Origin of the sequence: Novisyntrophococcus fermenticellae (assembly GCF_018866245.1) — a bacterium.
GTDB lineage: Bacteria > Bacillota > Clostridia > Lachnospirales > Lachnospiraceae > Novisyntrophococcus > Novisyntrophococcus fermenticellae.
In genome coordinates this window covers 2,807,089-2,820,207 of the sequence record NZ_CP076458.1, presented here as the reverse complement: position 1 = coordinate 2,820,207, position 13,119 = coordinate 2,807,089, and the positions used below count along the sequence as shown (strand labels likewise).

General features: G+C 43.1%; 14 protein-coding genes. 13 read left to right on the top strand and 1 reads right to left on the bottom strand.

The window, feature by feature from the left end; genetic code table 11:
• The first annotated feature begins 8 nt into the window (after window positions 1-8).
• The 12 genes from pduL to KNL20_RS12970 all read left to right on the top strand — a co-directional run bounded on the left by pduL (window position 9) and on the right by KNL20_RS12970 (window position 9,905).
• Window positions 9-632, top strand: a complete 624-nt coding sequence (gene pduL, locus KNL20_RS13025) for a phosphate propanoyltransferase (RefSeq protein ID WP_230398163.1) — start codon at window positions 9-11, stop codon at window positions 630-632.
• An 18-nt stretch (window positions 633-650) separates the two neighbouring features.
• Complete coding sequence (gene eutJ / locus KNL20_RS13020; RefSeq protein WP_230398162.1) at window positions 651-1,463, top strand: ethanolamine utilization protein EutJ; 813 nt, start codon at window positions 651-653, stop codon at window positions 1,461-1,463.
• 33 nt (window positions 1,464-1,496) lie between these two features.
• Window positions 1,497-2,252, top strand: a complete 756-nt coding sequence (locus KNL20_RS13015; protein ID WP_230398161.1) for a hypothetical protein — start codon at window positions 1,497-1,499, stop codon at window positions 2,250-2,252.
• Entirely contained in the window at window positions 2,249-2,542 is a 294-nt protein-coding gene (locus tag KNL20_RS13010; RefSeq protein ID WP_230398160.1) for a EutN/CcmL family microcompartment protein, read from the top strand. Before KNL20_RS13015 ends, KNL20_RS13010 begins: the two co-directional genes overlap by 4 nt.
• Before the next feature lie 4 nt (window positions 2,543-2,546).
• Entirely contained in the window at window positions 2,547-3,896 is a 1,350-nt protein-coding gene (locus KNL20_RS13005) for a 4Fe-4S dicluster domain-containing protein (RefSeq protein ID WP_230398159.1), read from the top strand.
• A gap of 3 nt (window positions 3,897-3,899) precedes the next feature.
• Window positions 3,900-4,439: a BMC domain-containing protein gene (locus KNL20_RS13000; protein ID WP_230398158.1), complete on the top strand. Its 540-nt coding sequence runs from the start codon at window positions 3,900-3,902 to the stop codon at window positions 4,437-4,439.
• 21 nt (window positions 4,440-4,460) lie between these two features.
• Window positions 4,461-5,681, top strand: a complete 1,221-nt coding sequence (locus KNL20_RS12995) for an ethanolamine utilization protein EutH (RefSeq protein ID WP_230398157.1) — start codon at window positions 4,461-4,463, stop codon at window positions 5,679-5,681.
• A 37-nt stretch (window positions 5,682-5,718) separates the two neighbouring features.
• Window positions 5,719-6,150, top strand: coding sequence for a cupin domain-containing protein (locus tag KNL20_RS12990; protein ID WP_230398156.1), 432 nt, complete (start codon window positions 5,719-5,721; stop codon window positions 6,148-6,150).
• A 75-nt stretch (window positions 6,151-6,225) separates the two neighbouring features.
• The gene (locus KNL20_RS12985) at window positions 6,226-6,774 is read left to right on the top strand and encodes a DUF2284 domain-containing protein (RefSeq protein WP_230398155.1); all 549 of its coding nucleotides are present in this window, start codon (window positions 6,226-6,228) and stop codon (window positions 6,772-6,774) included.
• Between the two features lie 152 nt (window positions 6,775-6,926).
• Complete coding sequence (gene guaA / locus KNL20_RS12980) at window positions 6,927-8,468, top strand: glutamine-hydrolyzing GMP synthase (RefSeq protein WP_329957471.1); 1,542 nt, start codon at window positions 6,927-6,929, stop codon at window positions 8,466-8,468.
• A 281-nt stretch (window positions 8,469-8,749) separates the two neighbouring features.
• Window positions 8,750-9,097, top strand: a complete 348-nt coding sequence (locus KNL20_RS12975) for a transposase (RefSeq protein ID WP_230397403.1) — start codon at window positions 8,750-8,752, stop codon at window positions 9,095-9,097.
• Window positions 9,087-9,905, top strand: coding sequence for an IS3 family transposase (locus KNL20_RS12970; protein ID WP_230397402.1), 819 nt, complete (start codon window positions 9,087-9,089; stop codon window positions 9,903-9,905). The genes KNL20_RS12975 and KNL20_RS12970 overlap by 11 nt, the downstream gene beginning before the upstream one ends.
• A 112-nt stretch (window positions 9,906-10,017) precedes the next feature.
• On the opposite strand, the gene KNL20_RS12965 is transcribed toward KNL20_RS12970, so the two are convergent.
• Window positions 10,018-11,679, bottom strand: coding sequence for an NB-ARC domain-containing protein (locus KNL20_RS12965; protein WP_230398154.1), 1,662 nt, complete (start codon window positions 11,677-11,679; stop codon window positions 10,018-10,020).
• Window positions 11,680-11,882: 203 nt separating this feature from the next.
• On the opposite strand from KNL20_RS12965, the gene KNL20_RS12960 reads away from it, so the two are divergent.
• Complete coding sequence (locus KNL20_RS12960) at window positions 11,883-13,100, top strand: DUF3825 domain-containing protein (RefSeq protein WP_230398153.1); 1,218 nt, start codon at window positions 11,883-11,885, stop codon at window positions 13,098-13,100.
• Window positions 13,101-13,119 lie beyond the last annotated feature (19 nt).

Here is a 13,119-nt window from a genome sequence, read left to right as displayed (position 1 = left end):
GAGGCAAGATGGAACAGCTGGTAGAAAAAGTTGTAGATGCGATCACAAAAGCCGGACTGGTGGAAGTGGAGGTTTCGGCCAGACATGTCCATCTGAGTGAAAAAGATCTGGAATTCCTGTTTGGAAAAGGGGCAAAGCTTCATCCAAAGCGCCCCCTTTCCCAGCCGGGACAATTTTTAAGTGAAGAGCGGGTGAATCTGATCGGCCCCAAAGGCAGGAAGGAACATGTGGCAATTCTGGGGCCTGTAAGAAAGGAAACCCAGACAGAGCTGTCCATGAGCGACTGCGTGGATTTAGGGATCAAAGCACCCTTAAACATGTCAGGAAATCTGGATGGAGCAGGAGCAATCCAGATCGAAGGGCCAAAGGGGGCACGGAATGTGGAACATGGAGCAATCGTTGCACATAATCATATCCACGTCCCGCCGGATGTGGCCCGGGAACTGGATCTTACAGATGGAGCCCATGTAAGTGTACAAGTTTTAAGTGCACGTCCGCTGACCTTTCAGGATGTGGTGATCCGGATCAATGAACAGTTCCGGTTCAAGATGCATATAGACTTTGATGAGGCCAATGCTGCCCTGGTCCGCGGATTTACCCTCGGTAAAATTATTCGCCAGGATAAAAACTAGTATAAGGAGCGGAGGCAGATGGATTTTAAGCGTATAGATGCATTCATAAAGCGTGTTGAAGCGTCAGAGACAAAGACGTTCACGCCGGTAAGTTCAAAGCTTAAGGTTGGAGTAGATCTTGGTACCGCATATATCGTACTGGTCGTACTGGATGAGGAAAATAATCCTATAGCATGCGAAAAACAGGCTGCAGATGTGCTTAGGGATGGTGTGGTTGTGGACTATTCGGGTGCGCTTAAGACGGTAGCTATGCTGAAAAGAAAACTGGAAGAGCGGTTGGGGACAGAGCTTTTGAACTGTGCGATTGCCATGCCCGCCGGTACGGAGGGAAGTGTAAAAACCCATCAGTATGTGGCAGAAGGGGCGGGCTTTGAGGTTACGAATATATTGGATGAACCCTCATCTGCAAATGCAGTTTATCAGATACAGGACGGAGTAATCGTGGATATCGGAGGCGGAACCACGGGACTAGCCATTTTCAGAGACGGAAAGGTCTGCGAAATTGAAGATGAGCCTACAGGAGGAACCCATCTGACACTGGTTCTTGCAGGCAATTATCATATACCATTCGCAGAAGCGGAGGCCATCAAGCAGGATTATGCACGGCATAAGGAAATCCTGCCGGTGGTAAAGGCCGTGGTGGAGAAGATAGCATCTATTATTAACCGTTATGTAAACCCATCGGAAACAGATACGATTTATCTTTGCGGCGGAACCTGTTGTCTGACAGGAATCGAAAAAATCATTGAGAAGGAAACAGGTATCAGAACCGTAAAGCCTTTAAATCCATTTTTGGTAACTCCGGCGGGGATTGCTATAAATTGCAGGTAAGGCAATAAAAACAGAAGGAAAGGAGGAGAATTTGTGGATATTGATGCTCTTGTAAGTGAAATATGTAAGCGTGTGCAGGAAAAGATAGCGGAAGCAGAGACAATCAATCAAGGGAAAAGCAATAAAGAAAAGCCCTGTCTGCTGGTCTTGAATACTGTCCGGGACAGCAACTGCCGCGCGGTTGTGGAGTCGCCTCCATTATCTGAATGCTATGAAATAAAATATGCCCTTTCACAGGACTATGCTTGTGATTTATCTTCCTATGAGGCGGTAATTGCATTTGATATGAGTAATGAACTGCTTGGGAAAATTGCGCATGGAATCTTTGACAGCGGCTATACCCGTCTGTTTGGAGAAGCGCTTTTATCCGGCAGGAAGATTTTTCTGCCGGAAGAAGAGGTGGAGCTGTACGGCTACAGGGAGACGGCACCGGCCCTTTACTACCGGAAATTATCCGAAAATCTGAAATTACTGCAGGACAGCGGTGTGGAAGTCATTCCCTGCCGCCGGCTCCAGACCTTAATTCTGACCGGACCGTCACCCGCCTTTACGAAGGACAGCCCGGAGGCAGTCACCGACACAGCGCCTTTGGACAGGCAGGAACGCGTTCTTAGAAAACATGTCATTACGGAAAAAGATATCAGAAGCGCTTATGAGGACAAGGCAGGTACCATCGTGGCAGGCACCAGGGCAATTCTCACCGATCTCGCAAAGGAATACGCAGAAAAGCATAAGATTGTAGTTCAGCGCAGGGATTTTTCCTCAGCTGAGAGGGGGAAGGGCCTATGAAGACAGGAAGAGTCATAGGCAATATCTGGGCCACCAGAAAAGAGGAGCAGCTGGCAGGCTTGAAGCTTCTGGTTATCCAGCCCATCAATTTACTGAATGACCAGCCGGTGGATTATCCGATCGTAGCTGCAGATATTATCGGAGCAGGTGTGGGAGAAAAAGTCATCTATGTAGGAGGGAGTTCTGCAAGAAGTGCGGCCGGAAGCAGGGACGTTCCTGTAGATGCAACTGTGGTCGGTATTGTAGACGACCAGGAAATCGATGAAACCCTGATACATGGAAAGCGGTGATTTTATGGAGTTGGTAGAAGCGGTAGAACGCGCAGGAGTTGTGGGAGCCGGAGGTGCCGGTTTCCCCACCCATGTGAAGTTAAAAGCAAAGGCCGAGTATTTCCTCGTAAATGCAGCAGAATGTGAGCCGTTAATTGAGACGGACAAATATCTGTGCCGTACGTATCCGGACCGCATTGTCAGCACAGTAGTGAAAATTGCGGAGCATCTGGGGGCAAAGCATGCGGTTATTGCTTTAAAGAAAAAATACAGAACAGAAATAGAAGCATTAAAAAAAGCGGTTCAGAACCAACAGGCGGATGTGGAGCTCTTTACGATGGACACGTTCTACCCTGCAGGAGATGAGCAGATTATCGTTCATGAGGTTACAGGCAGAGTTGTGCCGGAGCGGGGACTTCCACTGGACGTAGGCTGTGTGGTTGATAACGTGGGTACAATATTATCCATAGCCGATGCGATGGAAGGCAGACCGGTGACTGAAAAACTTCTGTCGGTGACCGGAGCTGTGAAAAAGCCATTGATGTTTCACGTCCCTGTAGGGACTCCCATTCGCCGGCTTCTGGAGCGCGCAGAGCCGGAAACTCCCGCTTATGGTGTAATACTGGGCGGGCCTATGATGGGGAAAGTTTTGCAGGAGGACGCTGACATTGATGCGGCAGTAGTGACTAAAACCACCGGCAATCTTCTGGTTCTTCCAAAGAATCATTATCTTATGAGAAGAGCGTCCTTAAGCGTGGAACGCATGGTTCATCAGACAAGATCAGCCTGCATCCAGTGCCGGATGTGTACGGATCTATGTCCGCGCTATCTGATCGGGCATGAGGTGCTGCCGCATATGGTCATGCGCAATCTTTATAAAGAGCATGCAGATATGAGTCCGGAGGAGTATAAGCGCTGCTTTGGCAGTGCAGTCAATTGCTGCAGCTGCGGCATCTGTGAGATGTTCTCCTGTCCAATGGGACTCTCTCCGCGAAAGATGAACGACTTTGAAAAGCAGCGGTTGAAGGAAAAAGGAATTCAGGTGGAACGTAATCCGGATCCGGAAGCCAGGTATGGATGGAAACATACGAAAATACCTACAGATCGGTTAATTGCCCGCCTGGATTTGACCAAATATGTAACACATACGTTGCCGGAGGTAAAAGAGTTTGTTCCTGATATGTGCATCCTGCCATTATCTCAGCATATCGGAAAGCCGGCATCCCCGGTGGTAGAACCGGGAAGTAAAGTCAGTAAGGGAGACCTGGTCGCTGCCGCGGCAGAAGGGCTCTCAGCGAATATTCATTCCGGTATGGATGGCGTGGTGACAGAGGTAACAGACCGGGAAATCAGAATCTGCAGGAAGGAGGAATAGGGAATGGGAAAGGCAATTGGCATGGTGGAGCTGTCCAGCATAGCAAGAGGGATTGAAACAAGCGACTATATGGTAAAAGCCGCCCAGGTAGACCTGCTTCGTTCTTCCACAGTCTGCCCCGGAAAGTATATTGTCATCGTTTCTGGGGATACTGGTGATGTAAAGGCAGCCTTAAAGGAGGGTCTGGACCGGGCCGGCGAATTTTTGGTGGATTCACTGGAAATCTCCAATATACATGAGCAATTAATTCCGGCTTTGAGCGGAACGGTGATTGTGGAAGAACCCGGGGCAGTAGGTGTGCTTGAATTTTATTCGGTGGCATCCGCGATACTGGCAGCGGATGAAGCCGCAAAAGCCGCTCAGATTACCCTGATAGAAGTACGTATCGGATTTGCAATTGGCGGTAAAGGTTTTGTGACCCTCACAGGTGATGTGGGTGCGGTCAGAGCTGCAATCCAGGCAGCCAGTGAGAATAAAGAGCTTTTTGTGGCGAGTACGGTGATTCCGAGGCCATCCCCTCAGGTATACCAATCTCTTTTATAATCGACCCTAAAGGAGGAGCATATGTTTCAGGAATTAATTGATAATATAACCAATGCAAGTGTTTTTACAGACAGCATTCAGGAATGGATTCAAAATCTATCGATTAACTCAGTGATCATCTTTATCATGATGATCTTCATGATTGTAGGAGCAATAGACAAAATCAGAGGCAACAAGCTGGGATACGGTGAGCAGTTCGAAGAGGGCTTTAATGCAATGGGCCCGCTGGCTATAGCCATGGCTGGTGTAGTAGCAGCAGCACCTGTGCTGGCCATTATTTTGAAACCAATTATCGTACCAATCTATACACTTTTAGGTGCCGATCCTTCCATGTTTGCCACAACTTTGCTGGCATGCGATATGGGTGGTTATCCACTGGCCATGCAGCTGGCAGGTAATGAAACCATAGGAAATTTCTCGGGACTGATTCTGGGAACCATGATGGGTCCCACACTGGTATTTACAATTCCGGTTGCACTATCCATTATCAAAAAAGAGGACCGTCCCTTCCTTGGGGCAGGTATCCTGGCCGGTATGATTACGATTCCTCTCGGCTGTATCGTGGGTGGACTCGTCATGAATATGACACCATACAAGATCGGTATAGGTGAAATCCTCATGAACCTGATTCCGGTTATTATCATTGCGGCACTTATCGTTGCAGGTCTGTGGTTTGCTCCGGATAAAATGATCAGAGGCTTTAATAAGTTTGGTACGGGTGTTACGGTTGTCATCACTGTATTTACAGCTATCGCAGTATTTGAATATCAGACCGGAATCAAGTTCCCGCTGATGAACATCATGGTAGAGCCGGATGCGGAAGGTGCGATTCCGCTGGAATCCGGACTTCTGGTCTGCGGGCAGATTGCCATCGTGTTGATTGGAGCTTTCCCGATGGTTAAGTGGATTACAAAGACATTCGGTAAGGCCTTGAACGCTGTCGGTAAAAAACTCGGTATGGATGAAAATGGTTCTACCGGTCTGGTGGCAACCCTTGCAAATAATATTGCCATGTTCAATATCATGGACAAGATGAATCCAAAAGGAAAGCTGTTAAACGTTGCATTTGCAGTCAGTGCTGCATTTGTCTTCGGAGATCACTTAGGGTTTACCGCCGGTGTGAATTCAGAAATGATTTTCCCTGTTATCGTTGGTAAGCTGGTTGCAGGTATCACCGCTCTGATTTTAGCGAATGTACTGGCTCCGAAGCTGTTGTCCAAAATAGAGTCAGCTATTAAGTAATCAGAATAGAAATGATTTAAGAAAGGAAGTACTGTCCATGAACGTAAGTGAAGAAGTAATACGTGAAATCGTAAAACAGGTTCTTTCAGAGTCTGCGGGTTCTTCACCAAAAGCAGATTTTGTAAAGATAAAAGACCCCAGCGGTATCCTGAAGATTCAGACAGATACGGTAAAGTGTGAACCATTCGAACAAGAAGGAGTGGCGCTGAAAGATGTGGTCACTTTGGAAGAAGCGCCTCACATGGGATGCGGAATCATGGAACTGGATAATACCAGTTTTGAATGGACGCTGACGTATGATGAGTATGATATGGTCATTGAAGGAGTATTGGAGATTGAAATAGACGGCAGAGTACTAAGTGCAAAACCGGGAGAAATCATCTATATCCCCAAGAACAGCCACATCCATTTTCAAACACCATCCAAAACAAGGTATGCGTACTTTACCTATCCTGCTGACTGGCAGTAATATATTGCAGATAAGAGTGTCAAAGGTCTCCAGGCTTTTGGCGCTTTGCTCTTTTAAGAAAAAGAAGGTTATACTATGGATTATAAAACCGATGTGCAGGTACGGAACATTTCGAAGGAAGAACTGATGGAGAAATACTGTTTTCAGGAACAGTTTATGGAGTCCTGCAGACTTTGTCCCTATTATGACAGACGCTGGTCCTGTCCGCCAGGACTGCCCGATGCGCTTTGCTACCTGGAACATTTTTCCAGCGCATATCTGATAGCTGTGAAAGTGGCTTATTCTGATGAAATCAGAAATAAGGTGACGTCCGCAGAGGAAGCAGAATACGTCAGACAGGAATCCTATGAGGTGGTAAAAAGAAAACTGCTATTGGCATTGCTGGAACTGGAAAAAATGATTCCGACCGGAAAATCACTTGGCGCAGGCAGATGTATTCTCTGTGAACACTGTACCAGAGAAGAAGGAAAGCCTTGCAGATACCCTCAAAGGCGGCGCTATTCCATCACAGGATTTGGATTTGATTTCACCGGTATTCTTAAGGATTTATTCGGAATAACTCTGCTGTGGAGCACAAAAGGACTGCCGGAATATGACGTGGCAGTGGCGGCATTTTTTACTTAATGAACTGGAAAATATAAAAGGCTTGTCAAGAAAACAAGAATCCACTATACTATATAAGATATAATGATACCACAAAGTGCGGAGCAATCCGTAGTATCATATGGGCAAAATTTTTTGCCTATACATTAAGATAACAAACAGGAGGCAAGCTTGTGAAAAGAGAAATGATTATCGTTCTGGATTTTGGCGGTCAGTATAATCAGTTGATTGCACGTCGTGTAAGGGAGTGCGATGTATATGCCGAAGTACATCCTTATACAATGTCTCTGGAGAAGATAAAGGAAATGAACCCGAAAGGGATCATATTTACCGGCGGACCGAACAGTGTCTATGGTGAAGATTCTCCAAGATGCGGTGCGGAAATTTTTGAATTAGGTATTCCGATTCTGGGTATCTGCTACGGCTCCCAGCTGATGTCATACCTGCTGGGCGGCACGGTAGAGACTGCACCGGTCAGCGAATACGGCAAGACAGAAGTGGATATAGATAACACATCCGTCATCTTTGAAGGCGTTTCTGAGAAAACAATCTGCTGGATGAGCCATACCGACTATATCTCAAAGGCACCGGAAGGATTTAAAATCACAGCAACCACTCCGGTATGCCCGGTTGCAGCCATGGAATTACCTGAAAAGAAGCTGTATTCCGTCCAGTTCCATCCGGAGGTTATGCACACACAGGAAGGTATGAAGATGCTTTCTAATTTTGTATATAAAGTCTGCGCATGTCAGGGAAGCTGGAAGATGGATTCTTTTGTAGAAAGCACCATTCAGGAAATCCGCGGAAAAATCGGAGACGGAAAAGTGCTCTGTGCGCTTTCAGGAGGGGTGGATTCCTCTGTTGCAGCGGTTATGCTGGCTAAAGCAGTCGGAAAACAGCTGACCTGTGTATTCGTGGATCACGGTCTTCTGAGAAAGAACGAAGGGGACGAGGTAGAATCCGTATTCGGACCTGAAGGCACCTATGATCTGAACTTCATCCGTGTTAACGCACAGGACCGTTTTTATGCGAAACTAAAAGGAGTGACTGAGCCGGAGGAGAAGCGTAAAATCATCGGTGAGGAATTTATCCGTGTCTTCGAGGAAGAGGCTAAGAAAATCGGAACGGTGGATTTTCTGGTTCAGGGAACGATTTATCCCGACGTAATTGAATCAGGTCTTGGAAAATCTGCTACGATTAAGTCTCATCACAATGTGGGCGGGCTGCCTGATTATGTGGATTTCAAGGAAATCGTTGAACCTTTACGAATGCTCTTTAAAGACGAGGTCCGGAAAGCTGGCCGTGAGCTCGGTATTCCGGAGTATCTGGTAAGCCGCCAGCCATTCCCGGGTCCAGGACTTGGTGTACGAATCATCGGAGAAGTTACGGCTGAAAAGGTACGGATTGTACAGGAGGCTGATGCCATATACCGGGAAGAAGTAGCGAAGGCCGGATGCGATAAGGATTTGGGACAGTACTTTGCAGCACTTACGAATATGCGCTCCGTAGGAGTTATGGGGGATGAGAGAACCTATGACTATGCAATTGCACTTCGGGCGGTGCTGACCAGCGATTTCATGACCGCAGAAGCGGCAGAGCTGCCATGGGCTGTCTTGAATAAGGCAACGAACAGGATTGTAAATGAAGTCAAGGGAGTGAACCGGGTGCTGTATGACTGCACGGGGAAGCCACCGGCTACGATTGAGTTTGAGTGACCTAGAAACGCTGGGAAGCCGCTAAATAAGCGACTTCCCAGTTTTTGCGTCAGCAAAATGTCAGCAGAATGAAAAAAATAAAGAGAATTTAAGAATTGCTTCAAGCCCCCTCAAAACAGAGAGGGCTTATTACATTTATCGCATTTTTGATAATAGTATTTCTGTCTTTTCTTTAGCTCGAACTTTGTGATATAATGGTCTCATAAATTAAGACACTTTCCCAGACAGATTTTAATGAATCTGATATACTAAAATCAGTATGAAAGAAAGGATTCATTGCTATGTCCAGACAAAGAAGAAACTTTAGTGCCAAATTTAAATCAGACCTTGTGATTGAGTTACTTAAGGGAGAGAAAGATCTCAATACCCTTGCAACTGAAAATAATATTCAACCCAACTTACTCCGTAACTGGAAGAAAGAATTCCTAAACAACGCTTCTGCAGCATTTGACGACAAGCGAGAGGAAAACCTCAAAGATAAGCTTGCAGAAGAACGCAAAGAGAAGTCGGAGTATGCCAAAAAGGTTGGTCAGTTAACCATGCAGGTTGACTGGCTCAAAAAAAAATCTGAAGAAATTTGTGGACCTGACTACGAGAGTAAGTTTAGTCCAAAACCTTTTGACGACTAAAGAATTACCTGCTTCTGTCGGGGCAAAGCTCCTGGATATCAACCGCACCAGCATTTATTACAAAGGAACGCCTGTATCAGAGGAAGAACTGGCTTGTAAAGAGATCATTGATCACCTTCACACAGATAATCCGACCTGGGGTGCCAGGCAGATGTCAGCACAGTTGAAGCTTCGTGGTTATCATGTTGGTCGCCGGAAAGCACGCCGCTACATGAGCGAAATGGACATTCATCCAATCTACCCAAAGATGAACCTTTCGAAGCGGATGCAGCAAGCTAAGGTATTCCCTTATCTTCTCCGCAATGCTGTCATAGACAAGCCTAATCAGGCTTGGTCGATTGACATTACATATATTCCCATCCGGCATGGATTTTTGTACCTGACTGCTGTAATCGACTGGTACAGCCGCTGTATTGTCGGCTGGGAAGTCGATGATACACTTGATACCCGAATGGTTGTCAATGCCTTGAAAAAGGCTTTTAAGGTTGCAAAGCCACAAATTTTAAATTCCGATCAAGGATGTCAGTTTACAAGTCAACAATATATTGAATTCTTAAAGAAAAATGGAATTCGCCAAAGCATGGATGGGAAAAGCCGTTGGGCTGACAACATCATGATTGAACGCTGGTTTCGTAGCTTCAAATATGAAGAAGCGTACCTTACACAATATAACAATATCAAAGAAGCCAGAGCCGCTATCGGACGATATATTTTCACTTATAATTTTGAAAGATGTCATTCTGCCCTTGACTATCAAAAACCGGCTGAATGCTACTACCCGGCAATGCTACTGCCCTATGTAGCTTGATGCATATATGGATCTGGGGGGTGTTCCACTGCCTTCCCCATACTCCTTGTCACTTATCCACCATATCAGTTCATTATAAAAATCTTAGATTTTTGTCTTGACAACTGAGCCACTATAATTCCTTTAAGATTGATATTCCTATGAGGTAAACTTTGTATGCATAAGTATAGAAAAAATTGCCCCATAAAATCTGTGCCATGTCAAATAAAAGATCTATGTCCTTTATGCCAAAAGAAAACATATCGCTAGAATTAGCAATAATATCGCATAGGTCTGTTTTGTCACAGATGGAAATAGAATTTTGGGCTTCTTTTAATAAAGATACTATCTTATATGTAAAGGAATGGCAGTTTTCAATTGCTGGTTCCGTATTGTTAACTACTGCAGATCGGATTACAGGATGTAAATGTATTTTAAATGAGTCTGCACTTCCAGGGCGATTTTGTATTATCCAACTTTGGCTTATTAAGGCGTTTATATTTGAATTATCACATGATAGCAGTTGCTTAAATAGGCGTTGCCGTATTCCACTGATAGAAGTTAATGATAATTTCATCAAGATTTCTTTTTGTGGATCAGAAAGCTTGCTTGTATCAAATAGTTTTGATACAAACTTATTCATTTTTTCCTGCTGGTATTGATTGTCCTTTTCAATAGGAATTTTACTGATGTCATCATCTTCAGGGCTATACAGTATTGCTGTCATCTCTTCTGGGGTTAAGGTTTCTGCGGCCATTGTTTTTGCAATCAATTCTAAAAGCAAGGTATGCCCTTGGACCATTTCAAAAAGATTATAATACGCAGGCAAATCTTCTGGTGTTATGTTGAATTGCCCATAATGTGTAAATAGTTCTAACTGCTCTTCCTTAGAAAGGGGCTCGATCGGAAGCTGAAATTTAGATGCATCAATTTGAGTTTCACGAGTAGTGAATATCACATGCATTGAAAGTTGTTTTAATCGCTCATAATTATCTTTATCCGCAGGCATGATATCCATATTGTCTATGATTAGGAGAGTATCTTCAGAAAACGTTGCTAAGATTGAAAAACGCTTTTCTAATATTTCATCCTCGGTCAGATGAGATTCATCAAGTCCATTGAAAGGAATTTTTAATAGTGTGCTTTTGATGTCTGTTGAAAATATAACCTGTTGGATCTGACTGTAGTCATTTGCATATTCCAAAGCATATTTTAAAGAACAGTAGGATTTTCCTAATCCACCAATTCCATAAACAATACAGGTTCCTTCTTCTTCTAGTATTCTACGGATATCATCAAACATTTTTTTTCGCCCAAAGAAGGTATTGTTTTGAATCGGATTTTTAAATTTGTTGAAGCGTATTGATGTAGCAGTAGATTCTTGCACTGCAGAAATTAGTTGGTTAGCTTTTTTAGATTCTGAAGCATCTTTATTTTTATTATATGATGTCTCTCTTAATATAGTCATTAAAAAGTCTTTGGCAGCTGATGAACTGTCAATCTTATATTTTTTCTCATAATTTAAATATTCATTGTGAATATAATCGGTAATACAGTCTTTGGATTCAAGAAAAGAATAAAGACACTTTATGCCTTGATAATCTTTAAGAGAGTCTTTTTTGCAGAATACATTTATATAAAAATTTTCTGGAGCAATTCCTTTTATCATATTTTTATTGTTATTCTTGATTCTGCTTATTGTTTCCGGCACGGTACCAAGCCATTCGGCAACTTCTTGTCCTTGTACATTCTGGTCATTCAAAAATTCAAGTAGTATTGCATAGTTCAAGATCATAAAAATCTCCCTCCACATATTCAATTATTTTATTAATTGACGTCAATTTTTGGTCAAGAACTTGATGGGAATTGACATCAACACAAGTTCAATTCTATATCATTCAGGTTGTTACAAATCAGTAGTATTATAATCTTGTAAAGAGGATATAGAGAATAAATAATTCAGTACCATTATACCACAAAAAATAAGGAGGTGCTCTTATGGAAAGAGTAATTAATGAAATATTTGTAATAACAGATGAAGAAGCGGTCTCTGATGAAATTTATCGAATTACCGGACATATTCCGGATATGAATAGAGTTGAAGCTCATATTTCAAAATTAGACAGCACAAAGTATTACCTAGATAATGATCTTAATATCAAGAATATGAATGATACCACGATCAATATGGTTTGGTTGGATACAGGAATGAAAGCAGATTTTGAGAAACCAGTTATGATATCACTGATAAAAAGAAGTGATTATTATAGCGGATATTTTGTAGGAACTCCAGACTATCTTGTAAATGGAATGTGCCGAAAAAATTCTTGTCAAGAAAGAAAGTTACGTGGTCATCTAAGTAAATTTAAAGAACAGTATAGATTGCAAAATGCTGGAAGACTAGAAGAGGAAGTTGATACTGTGAAAAACGAAAACAAGTATGATTTTGAAGCAGTATATGCAAGAAATGATGAACATATTCAAGAGTTGACAAAAGACGTTTATGATAATCTCCTTTTTCCGAATTGGAAGTCTATTTGGGGATTAGACAGATATATCAAAATCATTGGAACAAGAGTGAGCCAGTTAGTAGCACAGAATAGAGATGAATTCTATGTTGTTAATAATATTAAATCTGTAATCGTAAATACAGGAATGATGAATCTGTTTGGGAAGGACTTTCTAATATTATACAGATTTTATGAAAAGTATCAAACGTATATTGCAGAATCAGTTATTCAGAGCAAGCAGGATTATCTGAATAATGGATTTACTAAAGAACAGTCAGCGAAGGAACTAGAACCAATCAATTTCTTTGATGCGGGAACAGAAATCTTTAATCCAATAATTGATGATTTTGATATTAATCAGAACTGTTTGATGCATATTATTCAGCAACGAAAGGAAAGATTCCCTGATTGTATACAGGGGCAGAGTGATGCAAGGATCGCTGGCCAGCTTATAAGTGCACTCGAAAGAGGAATCAGGATGCAACATAGGGATCATTCATATGCAAAAGCTTCTTATTCAGGAAAGAGTGGAAAGGTTTCATGGTTTATGCCATTACATATTGAAAGCCCATTATGTGAGAGCCCAGAACTTGTAATGGCGATAAGAAGGACAGGTGACTTCTATGAAATTAAGACAATCTTACCTTATGATGATAACTTGCAGGATAGGATAACAGCGTTGTCTTTATATAACAAAGTATGGTGAAAAAGGAGGTGTAACAGGA

Bases quoted from the DNA above. Each gene is read 5' to 3' on its own strand.
- pduL (WP_230398163.1), top strand. From the start codon at position 9: ATGGAACAGCTGGTAGAAAAAGTTGTAGATGCGATCACAAAAGCCGGA.
- eutJ (WP_230398162.1), top strand. From the start codon at position 651: ATGGATTTTAAGCGTATAGATGCATTCATAAAGCGTGTTGAAGCGTCA.
- KNL20_RS13010 (WP_230398160.1), top strand. From the start codon at position 2,249: ATGAAGACAGGAAGAGTCATAGGCAATATCTGGGCCACCAGAAAAGAG.
- KNL20_RS13005 (WP_230398159.1), top strand. From the start codon at position 2,547: ATGGAGTTGGTAGAAGCGGTAGAACGCGCAGGAGTTGTGGGAGCCGGA.
- KNL20_RS13000 (WP_230398158.1), top strand. From the start codon at position 3,900: ATGGGAAAGGCAATTGGCATGGTGGAGCTGTCCAGCATAGCAAGAGGG.
- KNL20_RS12995 (WP_230398157.1), top strand. From the start codon at position 4,461: ATGTTTCAGGAATTAATTGATAATATAACCAATGCAAGTGTTTTTACA.
- KNL20_RS12990 (WP_230398156.1), top strand. From the start codon at position 5,719: ATGAACGTAAGTGAAGAAGTAATACGTGAAATCGTAAAACAGGTTCTT.
- KNL20_RS12985 (WP_230398155.1), top strand. From the start codon at position 6,226: ATGGATTATAAAACCGATGTGCAGGTACGGAACATTTCGAAGGAAGAA.
- KNL20_RS12975 (WP_230397403.1), top strand. From the start codon at position 8,750: ATGTCCAGACAAAGAAGAAACTTTAGTGCCAAATTTAAATCAGACCTT.
- KNL20_RS12965 (WP_230398154.1), bottom strand. From the start codon at position 11,679: ATGATCTTGAACTATGCAATACTACTTGAATTTTTGAATGACCAGAAT.
- KNL20_RS12960 (WP_230398153.1), top strand. From the start codon at position 11,883: ATGGAAAGAGTAATTAATGAAATATTTGTAATAACAGATGAAGAAGCG.